24 protein-coding genes and 1 riboswitch are annotated in these 23,871 nt (G+C 67.9%); of the genes, 7 read left to right on the forward strand and 17 right to left on the reverse strand.

The window, feature by feature from the left end; translation table 11 throughout:
* Positions 1 to 64 precede the first annotated feature (64 nt).
* Genes AB4Y72_RS13730 through AB4Y72_RS13740 form a run of 3 tightly spaced genes read left to right on the forward strand, consistent with a single transcriptional unit; the run spans position 65 to position 1,938 of the window.
* Positions 65 to 313 (forward strand): DUF1737 domain-containing protein, encoded by a 249-nt coding sequence (locus AB4Y72_RS13730; RefSeq protein ID WP_441426774.1) that lies wholly within the window; start codon positions 65 to 67, stop codon positions 311 to 313.
* Positions 310 to 729, forward strand: a complete 420-nt coding sequence (locus AB4Y72_RS13735) for a rhodanese-like domain-containing protein (RefSeq protein WP_441426712.1) — start codon at positions 310 to 312, stop codon at positions 727 to 729. Before AB4Y72_RS13730 ends, AB4Y72_RS13735 begins: the two co-directional genes overlap by 4 nt.
* The gene (locus AB4Y72_RS13740; protein ID WP_441426713.1) at positions 730 to 1,938 is read left to right on the forward strand and encodes an O-succinylhomoserine sulfhydrylase; all 1,209 of its coding nucleotides are present in this window, start codon (positions 730 to 732) and stop codon (positions 1,936 to 1,938) included. It begins immediately after the preceding gene.
* A 4-nt stretch (positions 1,939 to 1,942) separates the two neighbouring features.
* On the opposite strand, the gene AB4Y72_RS13745 is transcribed toward AB4Y72_RS13740, so the two are convergent.
* From AB4Y72_RS13745 to AB4Y72_RS13785, 9 genes are all read right to left on the reverse strand, one after another.
* Positions 1,943 to 3,034: a hypothetical protein gene (locus tag AB4Y72_RS13745; protein ID WP_441426714.1), complete on the reverse strand. Its 1,092-nt coding sequence runs from the start codon at positions 3,032 to 3,034 to the stop codon at positions 1,943 to 1,945.
* On the reverse strand, positions 3,031 to 4,326 hold the full coding sequence (locus tag AB4Y72_RS13750; RefSeq protein WP_441426715.1) for a glycosyltransferase: 1,296 nt from the start codon (positions 4,324 to 4,326) through the stop codon (positions 3,031 to 3,033). Before AB4Y72_RS13750 ends, AB4Y72_RS13745 begins: the two co-directional genes overlap by 4 nt.
* Positions 4,313 to 5,257 carry an ATP-grasp domain-containing protein gene (locus AB4Y72_RS13755; protein ID WP_441426716.1) on the reverse strand — a complete coding sequence of 315 codons (945 nt, stop codon included), beginning with the start codon at positions 5,255 to 5,257 and terminating at the stop codon, positions 4,313 to 4,315. The genes AB4Y72_RS13750 and AB4Y72_RS13755 overlap by 14 nt, the downstream gene beginning before the upstream one ends.
* A complete protein-coding gene (locus tag AB4Y72_RS13760; RefSeq protein ID WP_441426717.1) occupies positions 5,254 to 6,159 on the reverse strand; it encodes a PIG-L deacetylase family protein in 906 nt (301 codons plus the stop codon). Before AB4Y72_RS13760 ends, AB4Y72_RS13755 begins: the two co-directional genes overlap by 4 nt.
* A 491-nt stretch (positions 6,160 to 6,650) precedes the next feature.
* Positions 6,651 to 7,835, reverse strand: coding sequence for a glutamate--cysteine ligase (locus AB4Y72_RS13765; RefSeq protein ID WP_441426718.1), 1,185 nt, complete (start codon positions 7,833 to 7,835; stop codon positions 6,651 to 6,653).
* Positions 7,836 to 7,966: 131 nt separating this feature from the next.
* Positions 7,967 to 9,490, reverse strand: coding sequence for a UDP-N-acetylglucosamine 1-carboxyvinyltransferase (locus AB4Y72_RS13770; protein WP_441426719.1), 1,524 nt, complete (start codon positions 9,488 to 9,490; stop codon positions 7,967 to 7,969).
* A gap of 141 nt (positions 9,491 to 9,631) precedes the next feature.
* On the reverse strand, positions 9,632 to 10,435 hold the full coding sequence (locus tag AB4Y72_RS13775) for an energy-coupling factor transporter transmembrane component T family protein (protein ID WP_441426720.1): 804 nt from the start codon (positions 10,433 to 10,435) through the stop codon (positions 9,632 to 9,634).
* Positions 10,432 to 12,033, reverse strand: coding sequence for an ABC transporter ATP-binding protein (locus AB4Y72_RS13780; RefSeq protein WP_441426721.1), 1,602 nt, complete (start codon positions 12,031 to 12,033; stop codon positions 10,432 to 10,434). Before AB4Y72_RS13780 ends, AB4Y72_RS13775 begins: the two co-directional genes overlap by 4 nt.
* 40 nt (positions 12,034 to 12,073) lie before the next feature.
* Positions 12,074 to 12,721 (reverse strand): ECF transporter S component, encoded by a 648-nt coding sequence (locus tag AB4Y72_RS13785; protein WP_441426722.1) that lies wholly within the window; start codon positions 12,719 to 12,721, stop codon positions 12,074 to 12,076.
* A 63-nt stretch (positions 12,722 to 12,784) separates the two neighbouring features.
* A riboswitch (TPP riboswitch) is annotated at positions 12,785 to 12,928 on the reverse strand.
* 186 nt (positions 12,929 to 13,114) lie between these two features.
* Here AB4Y72_RS13785 and AB4Y72_RS13790 point away from each other — a divergent pair.
* Positions 13,115 to 13,660 (forward strand): heme-degrading domain-containing protein, encoded by a 546-nt coding sequence (locus AB4Y72_RS13790; RefSeq protein ID WP_441426723.1) that lies wholly within the window; start codon positions 13,115 to 13,117, stop codon positions 13,658 to 13,660.
* On the opposite strand, the gene AB4Y72_RS13795 is transcribed toward AB4Y72_RS13790, so the two are convergent.
* On the reverse strand, positions 13,644 to 14,003 hold the full coding sequence (locus tag AB4Y72_RS13795) for a hypothetical protein (RefSeq protein WP_441426724.1): 360 nt from the start codon (positions 14,001 to 14,003) through the stop codon (positions 13,644 to 13,646). The genes AB4Y72_RS13790 and AB4Y72_RS13795 overlap by 17 nt on opposite strands.
* Positions 14,004 to 14,097: 94 nt before the next feature.
* On the opposite strand from AB4Y72_RS13795, the gene AB4Y72_RS13800 reads away from it, so the two are divergent.
* Positions 14,098 to 14,361, forward strand: a complete 264-nt coding sequence (locus tag AB4Y72_RS13800; RefSeq protein WP_441426725.1) for a DUF4235 domain-containing protein — start codon at positions 14,098 to 14,100, stop codon at positions 14,359 to 14,361.
* Between the two features lie 20 nt (positions 14,362 to 14,381).
* Here the strand turns inward: AB4Y72_RS13800 and AB4Y72_RS13805 are convergent, their stop codons facing one another.
* Genes AB4Y72_RS13805 through AB4Y72_RS13835 form a run of 7 tightly spaced genes read right to left on the reverse strand, consistent with a single transcriptional unit; the run spans position 14,382 to position 21,680 of the window.
* Complete coding sequence (locus AB4Y72_RS13805; RefSeq protein WP_441426726.1) at positions 14,382 to 15,161, reverse strand: ion transporter; 780 nt, start codon at positions 15,159 to 15,161, stop codon at positions 14,382 to 14,384.
* A gap of 60 nt (positions 15,162 to 15,221) precedes the next feature.
* Positions 15,222 to 15,617, reverse strand: coding sequence for a monovalent cation/H(+) antiporter subunit G (mnhG, locus tag AB4Y72_RS13810; RefSeq protein WP_441426727.1), 396 nt, complete (start codon positions 15,615 to 15,617; stop codon positions 15,222 to 15,224).
* On the reverse strand, positions 15,607 to 15,885 hold the full coding sequence (locus tag AB4Y72_RS13815) for a monovalent cation/H+ antiporter complex subunit F (protein ID WP_441426728.1): 279 nt from the start codon (positions 15,883 to 15,885) through the stop codon (positions 15,607 to 15,609). Before AB4Y72_RS13815 ends, mnhG begins: the two co-directional genes overlap by 11 nt.
* Positions 15,882 to 16,427: a Na+/H+ antiporter subunit E gene (locus AB4Y72_RS13820; protein WP_441426729.1), complete on the reverse strand. Its 546-nt coding sequence runs from the start codon at positions 16,425 to 16,427 to the stop codon at positions 15,882 to 15,884. The genes AB4Y72_RS13815 and AB4Y72_RS13820 overlap by 4 nt, the downstream gene beginning before the upstream one ends.
* Complete coding sequence (locus AB4Y72_RS13825) at positions 16,424 to 18,046, reverse strand: Na+/H+ antiporter subunit D (RefSeq protein WP_441426730.1); 1,623 nt, start codon at positions 18,044 to 18,046, stop codon at positions 16,424 to 16,426. Before AB4Y72_RS13825 ends, AB4Y72_RS13820 begins: the two co-directional genes overlap by 4 nt.
* Positions 18,043 to 18,609 (reverse strand): Na(+)/H(+) antiporter subunit C, encoded by a 567-nt coding sequence (locus AB4Y72_RS13830; protein WP_441426731.1) that lies wholly within the window; start codon positions 18,607 to 18,609, stop codon positions 18,043 to 18,045. The genes AB4Y72_RS13825 and AB4Y72_RS13830 overlap by 4 nt, the downstream gene beginning before the upstream one ends.
* The gene (locus AB4Y72_RS13835) at positions 18,606 to 21,680 is read right to left on the reverse strand and encodes a Na+/H+ antiporter subunit A (protein ID WP_441426732.1); all 3,075 of its coding nucleotides are present in this window, start codon (positions 21,678 to 21,680) and stop codon (positions 18,606 to 18,608) included. Before AB4Y72_RS13835 ends, AB4Y72_RS13830 begins: the two co-directional genes overlap by 4 nt.
* A 262-nt stretch (positions 21,681 to 21,942) precedes the next feature.
* Between AB4Y72_RS13835 and AB4Y72_RS13840 the strand changes: the two genes are divergently transcribed.
* Together AB4Y72_RS13840 and AB4Y72_RS13845 are read left to right on the forward strand one after the other, a co-directional pair.
* Positions 21,943 to 23,346 (forward strand): MFS transporter, encoded by a 1,404-nt coding sequence (locus AB4Y72_RS13840; RefSeq protein WP_441426733.1) that lies wholly within the window; start codon positions 21,943 to 21,945, stop codon positions 23,344 to 23,346.
* Between the two features lie 39 nt (positions 23,347 to 23,385).
* Positions 23,386 to 23,868 (forward strand): cation:proton antiporter regulatory subunit, encoded by a 483-nt coding sequence (locus AB4Y72_RS13845; RefSeq protein ID WP_441426734.1) that lies wholly within the window; start codon positions 23,386 to 23,388, stop codon positions 23,866 to 23,868.
* The last annotated feature ends 3 nt before the right edge of the window (positions 23,869 to 23,871 follow it).

A 23,871-nucleotide genomic window follows, 5' to 3' on the forward strand; every position in this document is an offset into this window, starting at 1 on the left:
AAAGGCATCCCCAAACACAGCCCCCGGTGCGACGTCCGGAGCCGCATCCGCGGGGGAGCAAAAGCTGGCCTACCGGCTGTTCACCGGACCGGATGACCGCGATTTCTGTGAGCGCGTGTCGGCCGCCCTGGCCGAGGGCTATGTCCTGCACGGAAGTCCCGCCGCCACCTTCAACGGCAGCACGGTGATCGTGGCGCAGGCGCTGGTCCTGCCGGCGGCGATTGCCAGCGCGGACGCCGCCGTAGCCAACGCCGTTGATGAACTCGACGCTGACGAGTTTGGCGCGGATGAGGCCTTCGAGGGCCACGCATGAGCTACGCCGGAGACCTCAGCCCGCAGGCCGCGTGGGCCAAACTGGAGGCCGGAGCCGTCCTGGTGGACGTCCGGACCGAGGGCGAATGGGCTCACATCGGCGTCCCGGACACCACGTCCGCGGGCGAGACGCGCAATGATCCGCTCTTCATCCAATGGAACCTCGCCGGCGGCGCGCCCAACCCGCACTTCGTCGACCAGCTCCGGCGGCAGGCCCCGGAGGACACCGGCGTGGAACTGGTGTTCCTGTGCCGCTCCGGCGCCCGGTCGATTGCCGCCGCGAGGGCCGCAACAGCCGCCGGCTACACCTCGTACAACGTTCTCGAGGGCTTTGAGGGCGAGCCCGACCGCTCCGGCGAACGCACCGTCAACGGCTGGAAGAACCGCGGCCTCCCCACCAAGCTCGGAAAGATTTAAGTGACTTTCAATCCCGACGCCGCCGGCTGGTCGGCCGACACCCAGGCCGTCCGTGGCGGCCTTGACCGCACCGGCTTCCAGGAAACCGCCGAACCGATCTTCCTCAACTCCGGTTTCGTCTACGAGTCCGCGGCCGCCGCCGAGCGCGCCTTCACCGGCGAGGACGAGCGCTTCGTCTACTCCCGCTACGGCAACCCGTCGGTCGCGACCTTCCAAGAGAGGCTCCGGCTGCTGGAGGGAACCGAGGCGTGTTTTGCGACCGCGTCGGGCATGTCCGCCGTGTTCACCGCCCTGGGCGCGCTGCTGGGGGCCGGGGACCGGGTGGTCGCCGCCCGCTCGCTTTTCGGCTCGTGCTTTGTGATCCTCAATGAGATCCTGCCGCGCTGGGGCGTCGAGACGGTCTTTGTCGACGGCCCTGACCTGGAACAGTGGCAGTCCGCGCTGTCCCGGCCCACGACGGCGGTCTTCTTCGAGTCGCCGTCGAACCCGATGCAGGAAATCGTGGACATCGCCGCCGTGAGCGAGCTCGCCCATGCGGCGGGGGCCACGGTGGTGGTCGACAACGTCTTCGCCACCCCGCTCCTGCAGCGCTGCGGCGACCTCGGCGCGGACGTAATCGTCTACTCCGGCACGAAGCACATCGACGGCCAGGGACGCGTGCTGGGCGGGGCGATCCTAGGCACCAAGGAATTCATCGACGGACCCGTCAAGCAGCTCATGCGGCACACCGGACCGTCGCTCTCGGCCTTCAACGCCTGGGTCCTGACCAAGGGGCTGGAGACCATGGGCCTGCGCGTCAACCATTCCTCGGCCTCCGCCCTGCGGCTGGCCGGATGGCTTGAGGGACAGCCCGCCGTCAGTTGGGTGAAGTACCCGCTGCTCCCGTCCCACCCGCAGCACGATCTCGCGGTGAAGCAGATGAAGGCCGGCGGCACCGTGCTCACGCTGGAGCTTTCGCCCTCCCCCGGACGCACCGCCAAGGAAGCCGCCTTCGCGCTCCTGGACGCGCTGCGGATCATCGACATTTCCAACAACCTCGGCGATTCGAAGTCCCTGATCACCCACCCGGCCACCACGACGCATCGCGCCATGGGTCCGGAGGGCCGCGCGGCGATCGGACTCAGCGACGGCGTGGTGCGGCTGTCGGTGGGCCTGGAGGACGTCGAGGACCTGATCCGCGACCTCGGCCAGGCCCTCAAGCAGGTCTAGGCGCTCACGCCCAGGCCCTCTTGAGCGCCCGCCAGGCGTCGTCATCGAGCATGCTGGACGGCGTGACGGCGACGGCGGTCGCCCCGCCGGAGACAGACGCCTCCAGCCCGGCTGCCAGGTCAGCGGCCGAGATCCTCCCGTCCTTGGCCCACATCCCGACCGAGACAACGAACTTGCCGGACCGCTTCACCATGGCCCTGGCCAAGTCCGCGGAGTAGGAGGGAGCGGCGTCGTTGAGCCCGAAGTAGTCCCACAGGACCAGCCGGTCCGCGGCCGCGGCGAGCAGCCCGTAGTCATGGCCGCTCTCGGGCCGGTCACCGGCCGGGTCGTGCCACGGCGCCCGGACATCCATGTCGAGCGTGGCACCGTTGGCGTGCGCGGCTGCCGCCGCCTTGGCCACGACGGCTGCCAGCGACTTCGACCGCCAAGCCCCAAGCGTGGGATCTGCGACGTCGATGTCCCCGTTCGCGAGCCGCGGCCAGTCCGCCCGGCCGCTGGCCAGCCGGTACGAATCGCGGTCGTCGCCGCCGTAGGTGTTGTTGTCGAACATCAGTTCCGTCAAGGCCACGGCGTCCGGCCGGTAGCGCTTGGTCACCTCGGCCACGAAGTCGATGAGCCGCTCCCCGACCGGTCCCGTGGTGAGAGCGGTGACGCTGGCGAAGTCCTTGGACCGGGTCCCGTCGAAATTGATGCCCGCCAAGCCCGGGTTGGTGCTGATCCAGCCCGGAACCAGCAGGTCCACGGTCAAGGTGATCCTGCGCTTCCTGCCATCCCTGCCGGTCCCCAGCGCCTTGATCGCGTCGGCCACGTGGTCCCTGCCCGGGACAGCCTCAGTCTCGGGGTGGGCGGCCCAGGGGAACGCCGTCCAGTCCAGCCGGCCGACGCTGATGGTGACGCCGTTGGCGTTCACCTCGTCGAGCCGCCTGGCCAGTTCCGGCAGCGTGGAGGCGGCGTCGACCACCGTTTCGTAGCCGACGCCGACCGTGCGTTCCGCGGCGGGCGCCGTCGGTCCGCTGGGCCCCCCGCACCCCGTGGCTGCGAGTGCCAGTGCGGACAGGAGTGCCAGCGCGGGGAAGGCGGCCGGTCCGCGCCTCAAACGCTCACCTTCGCGCGCGGGTCGGGGGCGGTGACGCTGACCACTCCGGTCCGCGTCAGCTTGTTCCAGCGGGCCTCCTTGCCGCGGAGTTCCTGCACCAACGCGGCCACCATGGTCAGGCTCGTGAACACAGAATAGAGCGGGACGAGCGGGAGCGCCCAGACATGCCGCAGGTCTTTCCACGCCCTGTTCATGGCGAGGGCAAACACCGTGAGCAGCAGCGTGATGACCAGCCCCACCCAGCCAAGGATTGCCCAGACGTCCGCGCCGAACGGGCTGCGGCCCAGCGCCAGGAGGAAGACCAGATCCAGGAGCACGAAAATCTGGAACACCGGGAGGACCACCATAGTGATGGTGTTGAAGAGCAGGTACGCGCCGAACTGGCCGTGCCGGAGGTTGCCGATCATGCCTTTGTGCACGCCCATCGTCTGCAGCAGCCCGCGGGCCCAGCGGACGCGCTGGCGCCAGAGCGCCCGGACGGTCGACGGCGACTCGGCGTAGACCAGCGCCCGCGGGGCGAAGACCACCCGGTAGCCCGCCTTGTGCACTCGCCAGGTGAGTTCCAGGTCCTCGCCTACCGTGTCCTCGCGGAACGGTCCGACCTCTTCCAGGACCCGGCGGGGGAACGCCCCGATGTTGCCGGAGACGATCGGGAGGCAGCCGATCATGGTCAGGGCGCGCCGGACCATCCCGGTGCCGACATGGCTGATGAAGGCCAGCATCCGGGTCTGGACCCGGTTCAGGTTCACCGGCCGGTCATCGCCGCACACGGCCCCGGTGCGCTGATCGGTGAAACCCTGGAGCATCCGCTTGACCGTGTTCTGCGAGAAGATCCCGTCCGCGTCGACAAACATGAGGACCTCGCCGGTGGCCTTGCGGATGCCCAGGTTCAGGGCAGCTCCCTTGCCCGCATTGGCCTGGGTCAGGACCGTGATCCGGGGATCCGCAGCGGCGAGGCCGTGCATCAGCGCGGCCGTGTTGTCGGTGGAGCCGTCATCCACGAGCACCACCTCGTAGCGGTCGTACCGGGTGAGCTGGATCGAACGGACGCAGTTTTCGATCACGGTGGCCTCGTTGAAGGCCGGAACGATGATCGACACGCTGGGCCACTCGTCCAGCAGGGTTGGCGTTTCACGGCGGCGGCGGCGCGCCGCACGGAGTTCAAACACGACGGACAGCGGCAGCACGAGCAGTTTCACGAGCCCGAACACCAGGATCGGCAGGCCGATAACGAGCAGCAGAAACTCGGCCCCGGGGATGGCTGAGGCGGAGGCTGATTCAAACCAGGACATGGGCGTACGCTCCTGTGCTTTGGCGGAAGGACGCCGGGTTGAAGGCGGGCAGGGCGAAGGACGCCAGGACGGCGTCGAGCAATTCCGGGGCCTGCTCGCTGTTCGCGCCGAACCGGGCGTTCACTTCGAGGACCACCGGAGTCCCGTCGGCACGACGGCGGACGTCGACGTCGACGGGGCCGGTAAGGCCCAGCGAGCCGACGGCGGCCATCGCCACGTTGCCGACGTCGATGGCCTCGCCGGCTTCGGCGCGGCGGGTGGTCACTGCATTGCCCACGTTGCCGTGCGCCAGTTCGGTCTTCTCCACGACGACGACGAACGGTGCGGCGCCGTTGTGCGCCGGGGTGCCGAAGACCATGGGGCCGTATTCTGTGCCCGGGATGAACTCCTGGACAATCAGGCCTTCCGGCAGGCGATGCCAGTCCACCTGCTCGCTGCCGTCAATGACGATCACTCCGCGCCCGCCGCGGGAGACCCGCGGCTTGACGACCACGGGACCGCCGAGCGCGGCCATGGCGGCGCCGGCATCCGCGAAGTCCCTGGGCACGCCGAACCTCGGCACGGGGACCCCGGCCGCCTGCAGCTGCCAGGCCGTGAACAGCTTGTCGTTGGCGAGGGCCACCGGACCGGGGTCCCCGATGATGACGCGGACGTCGGCGCCGAAGGCGGCACGGAACGCCGCGATCTGCGGGAGTTCGTCACTCACGGTGGGGATGAGCAGGTTGATGCCCTCCTGAACCACGAGCCTGCGCAACGCCGAGACCATATCCGGGTCCGAGGCCGGCGGCACCGGAATGACAGTGAGGCCTGCCCCGGCGGGCAGCTCGCGGATATCCGTGCCCAACACGGGAACGCCGCGCGACTTCAACTGGGCCGCGACGGCGCGGCCCGCGGGGCCGCCGGCGCCGGTGACCAGCACGCGGGGCTTCACAGCTTCTCCATTTCCGTGCTCAAGAGGCGGACGGGTTCGTAGGCTTCGGCGACCCTGCGCCGCGCCTGCCCTCCGCGGAACGAGGCGATGCCGCGGACCCGCTCGGGCGTCATGTACGGCTTGGCGAGCTGGTCACTGTGCATCTTCACGGCCTGGACTTTGGCGTCGACGTAGTCGTCGATGTCGACGAAGACACTCGGGCTAAAGTCCCGCGTTGCCGACGGGCTCTCGTAGCAGAGGATCGAATGGTGCTGGCGGGCGGCACGCAGGGTGGCCACATGGACGGCCTGATGGTCCTGGTGCTGGTCGTGGTTGGAGTGCGTGAGGATGATGTCCGGGTTATACCGGGCTATGGCGGCTTCGATGACGCCGACCATTTCCTGGCTGTGCCGGAGCAGGTCCGTGTCGGTGAAGTTATGGTGGGTCATGCCGGTGAGGCCCATGAATGCGGCGCCGCGCTGCGCGTCGAGGGAGCGTTCCAGGGCGTCCCCGCCCCGGTGGCCATCGCTCATGACGAGCCCCTGCACCTCATGGCCGGAGTCGACGAACTTGGCCAGCGTCCCTCCGCAGGCAAGTTCAAGGTCGTCGGGGTGGGCGCCGATGGCCAGCACCCTCCGGGGCTGGCGGGCCGGTGCTGCTCCGTTGCGCAGGGCCGTCAAAGCAACGCCCAGGGACGCGAGGCCGCCAAGGGTGACCGTGAGGGTGGCGGTCCGCCACAACTCCGACGCCTCGAACAAGAAGCAGGCGAGATTTGCCGCCAGCAGCGCCGACGCCGCTATCAGGCACATCCTGCGGAGCAGTTCGGGGCGGCGCCAACGACGGTGAAACCAGGACCGGCCGAGGGCGGCCGCAACGACAAAAGTAATCAGGAAAACGATAAGCAATTCATCAATCGAGACCATGTAAGTTCAATTCCTATGTTGAAGTTCGGCACCCCAGTGTCGAGGAATAAAGGGTTTGATTTTCAGATCCGTCCGCATAATCGGGCCGGGCCTTGGGGCGTGAAATGGGCCATGCCCTGAATTGCCCGGAGGCGTTCCAAACAGGGCGTTTGCCGGCGAAACGCGAAAGGTGCAGCCGCGATGGACTGTGTGGCGTTACGGGTCGTTGACCAGCGCCTATGCGGCGCAGCACAACCGCCCCCCGGCGAGTTAAGTGACATTTGTGAGACCTTCTAGAAAGCTTGGGTTAGCTCTTCCAGTAAAGGCGAGAGGGCTATCACTCCACCCGAGTAGGAACTACCTGAACACTGAACAATCTGCATTATGGCCGGTGCGGGTAATACTTATGTTCCGTGCTTCGACTACTTGGAAGAGGGTTTTTCGCGGTCCCAACGCGGGTGAGCCGAACTGTCCGGAGCAGTTAGCTGGACGGCAGCGCCGCCGGCTTCCGTTCAGCCCCGGCGCACCGGGCCCAGCGACAAGCCCTCGCTCCGCCCTTCGGCGACGGACCCCTCGGTGGTCACTTCGACTGCCCGTTCGACGACGGCGGCCAAGCCGCCTTCCCGGAACGGCTCCCGCTGCAACTGCGAACCGGTGCCCTCCGCCAGGATCCTCTCGACGCCCTCGCGCGCCAGGTCCAGCTCGCCCTGCTCTTCCAGCACGGGGGCCAGAAAATCCACGAGTGCCCTGACGACGTCCGCGGCCGGGGCAGGGGTGAAGGTTCCAAAGTCCAGGAGCTGCCCCCGCAGACCGCAGTTGCTGGCCTGCCACGCGGCCATCCGCAGCAGCAGGGTCGGCACCGGGGCGGGTTCGACGCCGTCGTTCCATTCCCGCGACGCCGATTCCACCAGAGCGCGCACCAGCACGGCGATCAGCGCCGCGTCCTCGGCCCGCAGGCAGACATCGGCGACCCTGACCTCAACAGTGGGATGGAGCCGGGCCAGCCGGGCATCGAAATAGATCATCCCCTCATCCATCAGGACATTACTTTCCACCAGCCGGGTCACCAGCCGCCGGTAGACGGGCAGGCTGCCGAAGATCATGGTGGGGCCGGAGCCGGGCCAGCGGTTCCAGGCCTGGGTGCGGTAGCTTTCAAATCCTGTCTCCGCGCCGTTCCAGTACGGGGAATTCGCGCTGAGGGCGATCAGGACGGCAAGCTTGTCGCGGATCCGGTCCATCACGGCCACACCCTCCTCCGGCGATTCCACAAAGGTGTGGACGTGGAGGCCGCAGGTGAGCTGGTTCCTCACCGTCAGACCGAAGCGTTCCTGCATGGTCATATACCGCTGATTCGGCGTGAGGTGCGTGGCGGCGCCTTGGGGCGAGGTGGCCAGGGCTGCGACGCGGCCGCCGTGCGCCCGGGCAGCGCGGTCCGCCAAGGCCCGGCCCTGCCTGAGCTGCCGGAGAAGTTCCGCATACTCCCCGCACGGCCGGGTCTGGGTTTCAATCTGTTCGAGCTTGAGCTCGTAGCTGAAGTCGGCGCCGCCGTCGTGGACCGGTTGCTGCCCCGGAAGAACCTGGGCGGCGTCCTGTTTCGGCGGGAGCAGGCTGGGCAGCATGAGGTCGGCGAGGGCAAGCAGTCTCCCGGATTCGGGATCCACTATCAGCAGTTCTTCCTCCACGCCGAAGGTGCGCATGAATCTATTGTGCGTCAGGATCCGCCGAAACGCCCCCACCAACGCTTCGGTCACTCCGCGCCCATCCCGCGCTCCCGGACGGGCGCAGAGTGACCCCGCGTTGCTTCGGATCGGAGCGGGATCAGTCTGGGTCAGTCTTGGAAATACTCGATCTTCGCGCCGATGGTGTTGAGCCGCTCGGCCAGGTCCTCGTAGCCGCGCTCAATGACGTAGATGTTCCGCAGTTCCGAGACGCCGCGGGCTGCGAGCATGGCCAGCAGCAGGCAGGCGGCGGGACGGAGGGCCGGCGGGCAGCCCACCTCCGCGGCACGCCACTTAGTGGGCCCGTTGACGTAGATCCGGTGCGGATCGAGCAGCTGCACCTGGGCGCCGAGCTTGTTGAGCTCCGTCAGGTAAATGGCCCGGTTCTCGTAGACCCAGTCATGGATCATCGTCTGGCCGTGGGCATTCGCGGCAATCACCGCGAAGAAGGGCAGGTTGTCGATATTCAGGCCCGGGAAGGGCATGGGGTGGATCTTGTCCTCCGGCGCCTGCAGCTCCGAGGGCTTGGTGGTGACGTCCACCAGTCGGGTGCGGCCGTTGCGGGCAAAGTATTCCCCGGAGACCTCGAGCCGCTGGCCCATCTGCTCCAGGGTGGCGAGTTCGATTTCCATGAACTCGATCGGGACGCGTCGGATGGTGACTTCCGAGTTCGTCACGATGCCGGCCGTGATGAGGCTCATCGCCTCGATCGGGTCCTCGGACGGGAAGTATTCGATGTCGGCGTCGATCGACGGGCGGCCGGTGATCTTCAGCGTGGTGGTGCCCACGCCCTCGATGTCCACGCCGAGCATCTGCAGGTAGAAGCAGAGGTCCTGCACCATGTAGTTGGGGCTGGCGTTGCGGATGACGGTGGTGCCGCGGCGGTGGGCAGCGGCCATGATGGCGTTTTCGGTGACGGTGTCGCCGCGTTCGCTCAGCACGAAGGAGCGGTCGAGGCCGTCCGACGGCGGCGCCTGGACGGCGTAGAAACCGGACTTCGCCTCCACGCTGAGGCCGAACTGGCGCAGCGCCTGCATGTGCGGCTGCACGGTGCGGGTGCCGAGGTCGCAGCCGCCGGCGTAGGGCAGCCGGTAGGTTTCGGCCTCGTCCAGCAGCGGGCCCAGGAGCATGATGACGCTGCGGGTTCGCCGGGCCGCCTCGACGTCCATGGAGGCCAGGTCCAGGACCGCGGGGCGGCGGATCTGGAGGTCGTTGGCGTTGAGCCACGTGCATTCGACGCCGATGCTGGTCAGCACCTCCACGATCCGGTTGACTTCCTCGATCCGGGCCAGACGGCGCAGGGTGGTGGTGCCGCGGTTGATGAGGCTGGCGCACAGCAGCGCGACTCCGGCATTCTTGCTGCTGTTGACATCCACCGCACCTGAGAGGGTGCGGCCGCCCTCGACGCGGAGGTGCGTCATCTGGGGCCGGCCCACTTTGACGATGCTGCGTCCGACTATCGCCTCGAGCCGCTGGATCATCTTAAGGCTCAAATTCTGCTTGCCTTGTTCCATCCGGGCGATGGCACTCTGGCTGGTGCCCAGCTCGGCGGCGAGTTGGCCCTGGGTCCAGCCTTTCGCCCCGCGGGCTTCGCGGAGCAGGAGGCCTACGTGTTCAGCGGTCTGTTGAGTCATGTCCCGAAAATATCACGGATGATTTATTTACCCGCGCTATTCCCGCCGGAATGCCGTCAATCTCACAGCGCTACCCGCATCATGCGATAAACGCGGGCCGCGGCGGCACGGACATGGTCACGGCGGCGCCTCAGCCGGCCGCTACTGGCGTGCGAAGAACACGAGGTTCCAGGTCCCCGCCGCGAGAGCGGCGGCGACGGCGGCCGCCGCGATGCCGAGCCCGCCCAGCAGCACCCAGGCATCGAGTCCGCTGAACGTGGACGGCCTGGCCCAGGTCCGCGTCGCGCCGCCGAACCCGCGGGCCTCCATGGTCACCGCGAGCCGGGACGCGCTCCGGATAGCCTGCACCAGCAGCCCGAAGCTTTGGCCCAAGGTGGCGCGGAAGCGCTGGTACGGATTGCCGCTCGAGCCCACGCCGCGGGCCCGCCGGGCCATCCCGATCGTCTGCCATTGCTCGGCCATGATCCCGACCAGCCGCATGGCCGCCAGGGTGCCCAGCACGAATCGGTGCGGAAGTTTTGCGTTCTGGGCCAGGGCATCGGCCAGGTCTGTGGGGTCGGTGCAGCTCATCAGCAGCACCGCCGGCAGCGCGATCGCGAGTCCCCGGAGCATGAAGCCGAGTCCCAGCTGCAGCGAACCGGTGCTGATGGTCCAGATCCCGGCGTCGAACAGAACTGAACCGGCCTCGGGCGCAAGGATGGCGGTGCTCCAGCCACCGAGGGCCGCCGCGAGGATCAACGGCCAGCCGCGCTGCCACAGCAGGGCCAGGGTCAGTCCGGCCAACGGCAGAAGCAGCAGTTCGAAGGCCAGCGCCACCGATGCGGAGACCCAGTCAATGGACAGGGCCAGCACCAGGGTGATCAGCGTGACCGCGGTGAACTTGGCGAGCGGGTTGGCCCGGGCCAGCAGCGCATGGTTGCCGCGGAGGCTCAGCGCATCCCTCATGGCGCGGCCCCCTCTGGAAGCCCAGGATCCCGGGCCGGGACGCCCGCGGCGGCCGTGTTGAGCGTGGGGAGGCGCAGTTCGGTGCCGCCAAGGACGGCGCTGAATTCGGCGTCGTGCGTTACGGAGACCACCGCGGTGCCGGCGTCGAGGAGTTCGGAGAGGAACGAGGCGAGTTCGGCCCAGGTGTTGGCGTCCTGGCCGAAGGTGGGTTCGTCCAGGACCAGCACCTGCGGGTGCGCGGCCAGCACGGTGGCCACCGAGAGGCGCCGCTTCTCGCCGCCGGAGAGCGTGTACGGGTTGGCATCCACGAGCCCGGTGAGCCGCAGCCGCTCCAGGAGCTCGTCCACACGGTCTTCGCCGTAGCCGAGGTGCCGGGGCCCGAACATGAGCTCGTCGAGGACCTTGCCGGTGACGAACTGGTGCTCGGGTTCCTGGAACACGGTGCCGATCCTGGCGATCAGCTGCTGGGCTTTCCACCGGTACGGATCGGTTCCGGTGCCATCGCCTACGCGACTATTCAGCTCGGTCGGGGCGCAGACCGTCCCCGCGACGGGGCGCAGGAGACCGGCCAGCGTCAGTGCCAGGGTCGACTTCCCCGAGCCGTTCTGCCCGGTGATGGTCAGGGCCTCGCCGGCGCGGACCTGTGTGGCGATGCCCGACTGCACGGCACGCGGGGCAATGGTGCGGAAACCCTCGCGCAGCCCGGCCCGCCGCGGCCGCTCGCGGGACACCGCGAGTCCTTCCGCCGCGAGCAGGAGCTGCCCGGATGCCGGGGCGGACCGGGTCCGCGTCCCCGGAACATAGCCGGGAACCCAGACGCCCGCACCGATGAGCATGTCCCGCGCCTCGGCCAGAACCTGGTCCGGCGGCCCGTCAATGAGTACGGCGGAGTCCGTGGCAGACCCGGGCTGCAGCACCACGATCCGGTCCACGAGGTCTTTCCAGACGGCCACCCGGTGCTCCACGACCACCAGGGTGGCGCCCGTCTTGTCCAGGCAGCGGCCCACGGCGTCCCGGACCTCCAGGACGCCGGCGGGGTCGAGGTTGGCGGTCGGCTCGTCGAGCAGCAGCACCCCCGGCCGCATCGCCAGGATCCCGGCGAGCGCCAGCCGCTGCTTTTGGCCCCCGGAGAGCGCCGACGTCGGGTGGTCCAGCGGCAGCCGGCCCAGCCCGACGTCGTCGAGCGCCTCACGCACCCGTGGCCAGATCTCGGCCGCGGGGACGGAAAGGTTCTCCGCGCCGAAGGCGACGTCGTCGCCGAGGCGGGAGAGCACCACCTGGGTCTCCGGATCCTGCTGCACCAGCCCGGCGCGGCCGCGCTGCGCCCGCGGCGGGGCGCCGTCGATCAGGAGGCTTCCGGTCTCGTCTGAGTCGTCGGAGTCGCCGGCCGGCCCGGACGCGCCGTCTCCGAGCACACCAGCCAGGGCGTGGAGCAGGGTCGACTTGCCGGCGCCGGAGGGGCCCAGCAGGAGCACGCGCTCCCCGGGCCGGATGTCCAGGTCAAGGCCGTTGACGGCCGGCTTGGACCGGCCGGCGTGCCGCCAGCCCCAGCCGCGTGCCGTTACGGCGGCCGGCCGGACGCCCGTTGGGGATGTCATGAATCGTCTACACCGTTTCAGAGGGGTTTGGAGGTGCGGTTCAGGAGAAGACGGGCTCCGTGGCGGCCTTGCGCGAGGCAAAGGAGGCAAGCACGCCCGTCTTGGCCAGGCCGCGGGTGGCCAGCCACGCCAGTCCGCCGGCAATCACGGCGCCCGAGATGGTGGTGAAGACGATGTAGGCGAGTTTGTCCCCGGCTTCGTAGGCGATGTTCCAGCCCCACGGCAGGAACGAGTCGTTCAGGCCGCAGAAGAGGCCCGCGCCGGCACCGGCCAGCACCGATACCGGCAGGTTGAACTTCTTGTAGAGGAAGGCCGCGAAGACCAGTTCCGCGCCGAGGCCCTGCAGGACGCCGGAGATCAGGACCGTGGTGCCGTATTGCGAGCCCATGATGAGCTCGCCCGTGGCCGCCACGGTTTCGCAGAAGAGGGCAGCGCCGGGCTTGCGGATGATGAGCATGCCCAGCACCGCGGGGATCATCCATCCGCCGGCGTAGAGTCCGCTGAGCGGCGGGTAGAGCGCGCTGAGGGGGGTTGAAATCAGGTTGGCGCCCTGATCCCAGGCCCAGAAGATGACGCCGCCGGCCACGGCAATCAAGGCGGCCACCACAATGTCCACTACCCGCCAGGCGTAGTTGTGCCGGGCGGATGAGCGGCTGGCCGAACCAGGCTGTGCTGAAATATCTGTCATGTCGTCCTCCTGAGGAACAGGAGGGGAGGGTGCGGCCGGCCGCGGCTTCCGCCGCCCTCCGGGCACCCTGAGAACTCGACTCCCTTGCGCCGGTACTAACCGGATCAGGTTCGAGGGTCTGCGGCTGTCCGCACTCTCAGCGCCCACCGATGTTCTCCCCGGATTCTTCCGGCGATGCCCGACGGCGGCGCTCCCCTGTCGTGATTATTTCGCCCTTGTGGGCTGGCTCAGTTTACACCCGGACGGCCGGGTTTTCAGCGGCGTTCCGTCACAATCCGGGCCGGACAGCGACGGTCCCGGCGGGCGGGAACGCCGTGGTTGGTAGAGTCGTCGTGTCGGACACCCGGACCCGCCAGCGGGCGGCCTCGCCCCCACCGGAAAGCTGGAAATATTTTGACGCACATACCGGCCACGCACGGTCCCTCCCGGGAATACGACCCCGACTCGAACGAGCCGCAGCCGCACGGATCCCTGGCGGCCCTCATCGGCCGCGTGCTGGCCGAGATGGATGCGCTCCAGTTCGCATCCTTCAGCAAGGACGACGCCCTGGACCTCGGGCTCCTCCTGGTCGAGTTGGGCAGGCAACGCTCGCTGCCCATCGCCGTCGACATCACCAAAGGCGAACAGGTGCTCTTCCACGCCGCGCTGGACGGCGCCACACCGGACAATGAGCGCTGGATCAACGCCAAGAAGCGCACGGCCCAGCGGTACGAGGTCCCTTCCTTGCTGGTGGGCCTCCGGGCCCGCGCGGCCGGAGGAAGGATCGAGGACAACGCGTGGTTCGATCAGACGGAGTTCGCCGCCCACGGCGGCGCGTTCCCGATTTACCTGCGCGGCACAGGGGCCGTGGCGGTCGTCACCGTCTCCGGGCTGCCCCAGAAGGCGGACCACGACCTCGTCGTCGAGGCGCTGCGGACGGTCCTCACACCGGGATCCTAGGCGGCGCCAGTGCCGGCGTCCTCCGGGACAGCCGGATCAAGGCAATTCCCACCGCCGTGAACCAGGCCCACATCAGGATGCCGTACACCAGGTAGATCTCTGGAACGGCGAACCGGAGTGCCTCCGCCGCGGTGGCATAGCGGAGCTGCATGTCGGACCCGACAGGGCCCGGCGCGAGCGTGCCGGCCGCGTTCGCGTAGCTGTCACTGAGATCGACCAGGATCAGCGATCCGCGGCTCGCGACCGGTACGGCCAGGAACAGTGCCCACGGCAGGGCTCCGATCACCGCGGCCAGAAGGGCCACGCTCTTGTTGAGCGGGGCGAGCGCCACAAAGAGGGTCACAACCGGACAGGGGCGTTGGCCCCTGTCCCGGCCGCCGGGCAAGGAACGCTAGGCTAGGGGCGGCCCTGTTTCCTCCCGCAAGGAGTTACCCAGAATGAACCTCGTCATCAAACTGCTCGGCACCGGCGTCAGCCTGCTTGCCGGCTATGTCGGCACCAAGGTCGTTGACACCGTCTGGGAGAAGTCCACGGGCAACAAGCCGCCCAAGGACCACGACGACGACGCTCCCACGACGCTGCGCTCGGCATTGACGTTCGCATTGATCTCCGCCTCCGTCAGCGCCGCCATCCAGGTCCTCGCCAACCGCGGCACCCAGCGCGCCATCACCCGCTTCGCCAAGACCCAGGACGTCGTCTAACCGGATCCGTTCCAGGACGTTCACGAGGTTGGCTCGGCGAGCAGCTTTCTGATCTCGGCGAGCTTCGCTTCGGACTCTTCGAGGCGCAAGCGGAGCCCTTCAACCGCCGCAGTGCTCGTGTCGCCCGCATCCGCGGGCAGTGCGGGCTCTTTCTGCTTGGGCGACAGGAAGAAGTTGGCCAGGTATCCGGTGAAGGTGCCGAAGATGCCGACACCGACGACGATGATGCCTGACCCGAGGATTCGGCCGGCGCCGGTGACCGGATATTGGTCACCGTAGCCAACTGTCGAGATCGTGACGATCGTGTACCAGATGGCGTCCGAGGCGGTTCTGATGTTGGCCCCCGGGGCGTACTGCTCGATGCGGAGCATCGAAAGGCTCCCGAATTCCAGCACGAAAATGCCCATGAGCAGCAGGATGTACAGGGAGCTGCCGGCCCGGTCCTTGCTCAGCGCGCGGCCGACCGTGCGGATGCCGACGTCGCGGAGCAGCCGGTACACCCGGACCAGCCTGAAGACGCGCAGGACCTTGAATTGCGCCAACGGCACGCTGGCCAGCAGGTCAGCCCAGCCGAAGTGTCTGAAGAAATAGGCGCCGGCCGATGGTGCGGTGAAGATCCGGTAGAGGAAGTCGGCAACGAAGATCCCGCTGAAAATGGCGTTCATCACCTCGAGCACGGTGGCGAGCGACTGCTCCTGCACAACAAACAGGAGCCCGAGATTGACGATCGACAGGATCGACAGGATACCGATGAAGATCTCGTATCCGATGCCCTTCAGTTCACTGCGTACCTTGGTCATGTGAGGATTCTGGCACGTCAGCAGCTGCGTAGCCGACACTATTTTCGTATCGGTCTACCCTCAACGGTCGGGGCCGTCGTCCGCCCGGCGCTTGGCCGCCGCCTTCTGGGCTGCCGTCTGGACTACGGCCTCGAGCTCATCGACGCTCAGCAATTCCGGGTGCAGGTGCTTAGTCCGGTAGCCGGCCCGGCCCACCATATGGGCCGACACGGGGACGGTGAGCAGCTGGAACAGCCACGCCACCACCAGGACCGGCCACACCCACCAGGTGCGCATCTGCAGGCCAAGGGCCGCCAGGAGCAGGAACAGGCCGAGGACCTGCGGCTTGGTGGCGGCGTGCATCCTGCTCATGAGGTCCGGGAAGCGCATGAGCCCGACGGCGGCGGCGAGGGACATCAGCGCGCCGGTCACCATGAACACCGCGGAGACGGCGTCGATCACTGTTTCAGGATTCACGGACGTTGTCCCTCCGGTCGGCGACGAACCGGGCCACGGTGACGGAGCCGACGAACCCGATAAGGGAAATCGCGACCAGCAGCATCAGGTTGTTGAGGTGCCGGTTGACGGCCATGTCGATGCACAGGGCCGCGCCGAAGATGGCCAGCAGCACGTCGGCGGCGAGCACCCGGTCCAGCAGCGATGGTCCCCGCGCGATCCGGACGATCGCCCCCGCGGCGGCCAGCGAGAGTACGACGGCGGATACCGTCAGGACGATCTGCATCATGCGGCGCTCTCCTGTGTAAGGGCGGACAGTTCCTCTTTGGTCCCCATGATCCTGATCAGCCCGGCCTCGGTGTCCCGGACCTCGTTGCGCAGCTTGGCCGCGTCATCGGCGTTGCGGACGTTAATGCCGTGGATGTAGAGGGTGGACGTGGATCTGTCCACCTCCACCACGAGGGATCCCGGGATCAGCGAGATCACATGCCCGGTGGCCGTCACGAGGAGGTCCGAATGGCTCCGCAGCGGCACAGCGACGATTGCGCTGACCACGCGTGGCCCGCGGGCCACGGCGAGGTACAGGACCTGGAAGCTCGCCGCCACGACTTTTCCGAGGAAGATGATGGCGAAGGGGACGGCGCGGAGCACGTTGAAGCGGCCGCCGAGCTCCACCGGGGGCAGATAGAACACACGTGCCACCAGCACGGCGATGAGGGCGCCGAAGAGGAGATTGCCGGGGCTGAAGTTTTGCCACAGGGCTCCCCAGACGAACACGAGCCACACCAGCAGCGGCAGTTCCTGGCGCAGGGAGATCCTTTTTCGGTTCATTTCCCGCCGCCTTGCTGGGCCGGCCGGGCCGCCTGGGGCACCGGTGGTACCGGCGTGTCCTCGCCCAGCACCGCCTGGATGTACGAGGACCTGTTCAGCATCTCTTGGGCGGATTCATCGGCCACCCTGAACAACGGCCCGGCGAAGACCGTCAAGGCCACACCAAAGACCACCAGGCCCAGGGTGGAGCCCACCATGGTGCGCGGCAGCAGGGTCACGTTCGTCTTCCCCGCCCGGTCACCGGTGGCGGAGTCCTCCGGTGCCGCCAGGAGCACCGGGTCGGGGTGCTCGGCATCCTCGGGTTTACGCCAGAACGCCCGGTTCCAGACCCTCGCGATCGCCAGCAGGGTCAGCAGGCTCGTCAGGACTCCGCCGACCACCAGGGCATAGGCCAGCGGCGTGCCGAGTTCGACGCCCGCCTGGAGGAGTCCCAGTTTGCCCAGAAATCCGGAGAACGGCGGGATGCCGGCGAGGTTCATGGCGGGGATGAAGAAGAGCACCCCCAGAACCGGAGAGAGCTTGGCCAGCCCGGCCACGCGGTCCATGGACGAACTGCCGCCCCGGCGTTCAATCAGGCCGGTGACCAGGAACAGGCTGGTCTGGATGGTGATGTGGTGGACCACGTAAAAGACCGCGGCGCCCAGCCCGGCCACCGAGGACATGGCCAGGCCAAACACCATGTAGCCGATGTGGCTGACCAGGGTGAAGGACAAGAGGCGCTTGATATCGCTTTGGGCCAGCGCGCCGAGGATCCCCACCACCATGGTCAGCAGCGCCGCCACCATGAGCGGGGAGTTGAGCGCATCCCCGGGGAAGAGCAACGTCTCCGTGCGGACCATGGCGTAGACGCCCACCTTGGTCAGCAGCCCGGCAAACACCGCGGTGACCGGGGCCGGTGCGGTGGGGTACGAGTCCGGGAGCCAGAAGGACAGCGGGAAGACGGCGGCCTTGATGCCGAAGGCCACCAGCAGCATGACGTGCAGCAGCGTCCGGGTGCCTTGGTCCAGGCCCCCCAGCTTGATGGCGAGGTCGGCCATGTTGATGGTTCCGGTGGCGCCGTAGATCATGGCTATCGCGATCAGGAACAGCACCGAGGAGACCACCGAGACCACCACGTACGTCACTCCGGCCCGGATGCGCGGGCCCGTCCCGCCGAGGGTGATCAGCACGTAACTGGCGGTCAGCAGGATCTCAAACCCGACGTAGAGGTTGAAGAGATCCCCGGTGAGGAATGCGTTGGACACCCCGGCCACGAGGATCAGGTAGGTGGGGTGGAAGATCGAGACCGGCGCGTCGCGGTCCCCGTCGGCCATGCCTTGGCCGGTGGCGTAGATCAGCACGGCGAGGCTCACGGCCGAGGACACCACGAGCATCAGCGAGGAGAACTGGTCCACCACCAGCACGATGCCCCAGGGCGGCAGCCAGCCGCCGATGTTCACCGCGGCCGTCCCGCCCTCCCAGACCGAGGCCAGCAGCCAGCATTCCAGCAGCAGGGTCAGCGTCAGGACGGCGATGCTGACCGCCCGCTGGGCCCGGGGGTTACGGATCAGCAGGAAGGTCAGGGCGGCGCCCAGGATGGGGAGTACGACGGCGAGCGGGGCAAAGCTGGCGATGTTCACTGTCCGCCTCCTTCCTTGCTGGTGTCGACGTTCAGGGAACCGGGCTGTTCTTCGGAAGCGGCGTTTTCGGCCCGCACGGCCCGGTCGCCGGACATCACCGCGGACGCGCCGCCGTCCCCGCCGGAGACGGCGCCGCTGCCGAGCATGGCCAGCGGGAACTCCGAGGTCTCGACCGGAATCACGGAGTCGTCCTCGGCATCGAAGCTGGGCGTTTCCGCGACGCGGCGGTCCTCGGCGTCGTCCTGGATTTCATCTTGGCGGGCCAGCACCCAGGTCCGGTAGATGATGCCCAGCATGAACGCCGTCACGGCGAAGGAGATCACGATCGAGGTCAGTATCAGGGCCTGCGGCAAGGGATCGTTGTAGTCCCCCGCCGGGGTGTCCTTGTCGAAGATGGGCGCCAGCCCGGCGTACCCGCCGGTGGCGAGGATCAGCAGGTTGGTGGCGTTGGCCAGCAGCATGAGGCCCAGCAGGACCCGGGTGAGGCTGCGCTCAAGGATCAGGTAGATGCCGCAGGCGTACAGGGCTCCCATGATCGTCAGCAGGGTCAGGTTGACGCTCATGCTGTCCCCTTTGCAGTGGTTTCCGCGTCGGCGGCCTGGGCAGAGACGCCGTCGGCCTCCCCGACTCTGGACAGCTCGTCGTCGGACGGTTCGTCGGACGGCCCGCCGTCGGAGAGTCCGGGCTGTTCCTCAAAGTGCTCGTCGATTTCCGCGCCCAGGCTGCGCAGCACGTCCAGGGCCAGGCCGACCACCACGACGTAAACACCGATGTCGAAGATGGTCGAGGTCACGAACTTGATGTCACCGAAGACGGGCAGCCACAGCTCCACGATGGCGCTCTGGAACACCTGGCCACCCAGCAGCAGCGGCGTCATCCCGGCGGCCGCAGCCGTGGCCAGGCCGATTCCCAGCAGCGTGCCTGCGCCGACCGGTGTGGCCTCGCGAAGTTCGAAGCGGCCGCCGGCGAGGTAGCGGATGGTCAGGGCGAGGCCGGCGGTGAGGCCTCCGGCGAAGCCGCCCCCGGGCAGGTTGTGCCCCGCCAGCAGGAGATAGAGGGAGAACACGATCATCGAGTGGAAGAGCAGGCGGGTGACCACCTCGAAGATGATGGAGCGGCGTTCCGGGGCCAGGGTCCGGCCGGCCACCAGCCATGCGTCGCGGGTGGCGGCGGCGAACCGCCGGTTCATCGCGAGTGCGGCGTCGTCACGGGTACTGCCCCTGGCCCCGGTCCGCCGCCCGACGGTTCCCTCCGCGACATTCGCGGACGTCCGGATGCGGTCGCCGCGGCCCCGGACGAAGATGAGGCTGGCCACGCCCGTGGCGGCCAGCGCGAGGACGGAAATCTCGCCGAAGGTGTCCCAGGCGCGGATATCGACCAGGGTCACGTTGACCACGTTGAGACCGCCGCCGCCTTTGTAGGCCAGTTGCGGGAACTGCAGGGACACCGGCGGTGCCACGCGGGCGCCGAGGGCATAGATGGCCACGAAAATCATGGTGAGGCCGAATGACAAGCCGATCACCACCCGGATGACCCGGTATTTCCCGCCGGTCCTGTCCCGCAGCCCCGCGGGAAGGCTCCGCATGGCCAGCACGAACGCGACCAGGATGATGGTTTCGACCAGCATTTGGGTCAGGGCGAGGTCCGGGGCGCCCTGCAGGGCGAACAGCAGGGCAATCCCGTAGCCGGTGACGGACACCATGAGGACGGCCAGGAACCGTTTGTTGGCGCGGACCGCGGCCAGCGCGCCGATAACGATCCCGGCGCCCGCCACCATCTGCAGCGGCGAGCCGGGATCGATGACATACAGGCCGGCCGGCAGCGGCTTGTTGGCCAGGACCAGCGCCGTCAGCGGCAGGACGAACGCCACGGTCAGGATGACGGAGAGGTAGAAGAACAGCGAACCCCGCTGGGTCCGGCCCGTAACCCAGACGGCGGTGTCGTCCAGCGCGCCGATCGTTCGCTGGTAGGCGCGGTCCGCGTCGATCCAGCCCGGCACGCGTGCCTGCAGCCGGGCCACGGCGTTGCGGGCGTAGTACATGGCAAGGCCCAGCGCGAACGTCACAGCGGTCAGCCCCAGCGCCGGGGTGAGGCCGTGCCAGAGAGCCAGGTGGCCGGGCGAGGAGGTGCCGGACCCGCCGTCGGAAGCGGAACCGTCCACGAAGAGCGCCGCGTACGGCTGGATCCAGCCATCAACGGGGGCCGGCCACAGCCCGTAGACGACCGTCAGGAGGCTGAGGACCGCCGGCGCGGCAAGGAAGGCCGGTTTGATCGGTTTGAAGGCTGTGGGCTCCACGCCGGGTTTCACGGCGAACGCGCCCCACATGAACCGGGCGCTGTAGGCGAAGGTCAGGACGGAGCCCAGGACCACACCGGCCAGGAGCCAAGGCCCGGCCCCGGACTCGGAGCTGTACTGGATGAAGGCCTCGAACACTGATTCCTTGGCCACGAAACCGGCCAGCGGGGGAATGCCCGCCATCGAGGCCGCGCCGATCGCCGCTACGATCGCCAGGGCCCGGGCGGAGCCGTAGACGCCGGAGAGCTTGCGGATGTCCCGGGTCCCGGCCTGGTGATCGATGATGCCGACCACCAGGAACAGCGTGGCCTTGAACAGCCCGTGCGCCAGGAGCAGGGCGAGCCCGGCGAGCGCCGCGTCGGGGGTGCCGAGGCCCACCACCATGATCAGGAAGCCGAGCTGGCTCACGGTGCCGTAGGCGAGGATGAGCTTGACGTCGGTTTGCCGGAGGGCCCGGTAGCCGCCGACCAGCATGGTGGCCAGGCCCAGGCCAAGGACCATCGGCAGCCACGGCGGGGCCGCCGCGAACCCGGGCGCCAGACGAGCCACCAGGTACACCCCGGCCTTGACCATGGCCGCGGCGTGCAGGTAGGCGCTCACCGGCGTGGGGGCGGCCATCGCGCCGGGAAGCCAGAAGTGGAACGGCACCAGGGCGGACTTGGTGATCGCGCCGATCAGGATGAGAACGACGGCGGCGCCCACGGCTCCGCCCGCGGGCCCGGTGACCAGCGCTGGGCCCTGGTCCAGGATGGCCTGGATCCTGTAGGTCCCGGCGGTTGAGCCGAGGATGATGAGCCCCACGAGCATGGCCAGCCCGCCGGCCGTGGTCACCATGAGCGCCTGCAGCGCCGAGCGCCGTGCGGACAGCCGGGTGCGGGCATAGCCGATCAGCAGGTAGGACAGCACGGTGGTCAGTTCCCAGAAGACGAACATCAGCAGGAGGTCATCCGCGGTGACGAGCCCAAACATCGCCCCGGCGAACGCGAGGAGCTGCGCCCCGAACCCGCCGAGGTGGTCGTCCTTGTTCTCGAAGTACCGGGCGCAATAGACCAGCACCAGCGCACCCACCCCCAACACCAGCAGGGACATGATCCAGGCCAGTGCATCCATCCGGAAGGCGAGCTCGAGATGCAGCCCGGGGACCCATGGGATCACTTCGGCGATCGCCCCGGGCGAATTGCCGGCGTCCGAATAGATAGCTTCGTGTTGCAGGAGTAGCCAGACAAATGAGGCCGCGGGGACCGCGGCCAGGGCGTAGAACGAATTCCTGCCAAACTTCCGGAACAGCAGCGGTGCCACAGCAGCCACCGCGAAGTGCAGGGCAAGGACTGTGATCACTGGTATCTCCGCAACGTCAGAAATTCGATGGTCGGCAAGTTGGAGCAGGCGGGTCATTGGTTAGGTTCGGTGCCGACAGTTTACCAAGCGTCTACAAATTCTTTTTTGGCGGGGAGGCCGCCCGCTGAACAATTCGTAGCAAATGTCGCGCCGCCGGAAACGCCGCCGGAAACCGCCGCCGCAAAATACTGCATGGCAACACCGCGCCGGGACTCTCCGCAGAGACCCTTAACGCCCCTATTGGGCCGCTACCATTCAGGCTATGAACACTGCCGCCGCCGCCAAGGCCACGCGACCGTCGTCCGAACTGGAATCGGGAAGTACCGTCTCGCACAAAGGCCGGATCCTGGCGTGGGCGGCGTGGGACTGGGGCTCGGCAGCCTTCAACGCCGTCATGACAACGTTCGTTTTCACCGTCTACCTGACCTCCAAGGAATTCGGCGGCGAGGACCAGGCCTCTGCGGTCCTGGGCGCCGCGCTGGCCGTCGGCGGTCTGGCCGTCGCTCTCCTGGCCCCCGTCACCGGGCAGCGGTCCGACACCGGCGGAAGGCGCAAGCTGTGGCTGGGGGTCAACACGGCCGCCGTCGCGCTTCTGACCGGGCTGTGTTTCTTTGTCTTCCCGCGGCCGGACTTCCTCATCCTCGGCGTCACGCTGATTGCGTTGGCCAATGTCTTTTTCGAATTTGCCGGGGTCAACTACAACGCCATGCTCGCCCAGATTTCCACCCCGCGGAACATTGGCAAAGTCAGCGGTTTCGGCTGGGGAATGGGGTACCTCGGCGGCATCGTGGCGCTGCTGATTGTGCTCCAGCTCTTTGTCCAGCCCAGCGTCGACTGGTTTGGCGCCTCCACGGCGGACAGCCTCAACATTCGCCTGGTGGCAGTGTTTTCGGCGCTGTGGTTCTCGGTCTTCGCCCTTCCCGTGCTCTTCGCCGTTCCGGAACTGCCGCGCGCAGAGGGCCGCGCCCGGTTGGGTTTCTTCGCCTCCTACGGCCTGCTCGTCCGGCGGATCAAGGCGATTTACCGGACCAGCCCGCACACCATCTACTTCCTGCTCGCGAGCGCCATCTTCCGGGACGGGCTGGCCGCGGTATTCACCTTTGGCGGCGTGATCGCGGCCGGAACGTTTGGCTTCGCGCTCAAGGACGTCATCTTTTTCGCGATCTTCGGTAACGTCGTGGCGGCCGTGGGCGCCATTCTGGGCGGCTTTTTCGATGACAGGATCGGGCCCAAGGCTGTCATTATCGCGTCGCTTGCCGGGCTGCTGCTCGCCGGCACTGCGATCCTGGTGCTTGGCGACGGGACCTACGAGTTCCTCGGCGGCAGCTGGGCCGGGACCAGCACCTTCTGGACCTTCGGTCTGTTGCTCTGCCTCTTCGTGGGGCCGGCCCAGTCCTCCTCCCGCGCGTACCTCGCCCGGCTCGCCCCGCACGGCGAATCCGGAGAACTCTTCGGCCTCTACGCCACCACCGGCCGGGCCGTGAGCTTCCTCGCCCCGGCCCTGTTCACCCTTTGCATCACCGTCGCCACCCCCTTCGTGGCTACCGGCGAGGCCCAGCGGTGGGGCATCCTGGGCATCATGGTGGTCCTCCTGGCGGGCCTGCTCGTCCTCCTGCCGGTCAAGGCCCCGGACCGGACCCTGATCGCGGTTGTCCCTGCGGCGTGAGGCCGTCCGAAAATCCTCGTCCCGCACTAGGCTGAAGGTATGAACGTGGATGAAACGGACCTCCCCGGCCTCGGCCGGCGCAAGGACTTCATGACTGCCTCGGGACGACGGATCGGCGTGGTCGAATACCGGGAAGGCCAGACCGAACTCATCGTCTCGACCTGGGACGATCCTGACACCTGCCAGGCCTCGGTCCCGCTGACCGCGGATGAGGCTGCGGCCCTGGGGAACCTGCTGGGCGGCCAGCGGCTGGCCATGCAACTCTCCGAAGCCCATCGGGAAGTCCCCGGCATCGTGACCCGCCAGTTTTCGATCAGCGCCGAATCCCCCTTCCAGAACCAGCCGATGGGCAAGGCGTGCATCCGGACCCGCAGCGGGGTCTCAATCGTGGCCATCATGCGCGAAGGCGAGGTCCTGCCCTCGCCGGCGCCCGACGTCGTCCTCCACCCCGGTGATCTCCTCATCGCGGTGGGGACCCAAGAAGGCCTGGACACGGCGGCCAGCATCCTTCGCAACGGATAAGCC

Origin of the sequence: Arthrobacter sp. YAF34, from assembly GCF_052113245.1 — a bacterium.
In the GTDB taxonomy this organism is placed as follows: domain Bacteria; phylum Actinomycetota; class Actinomycetes; order Actinomycetales; family Micrococcaceae; genus Arthrobacter.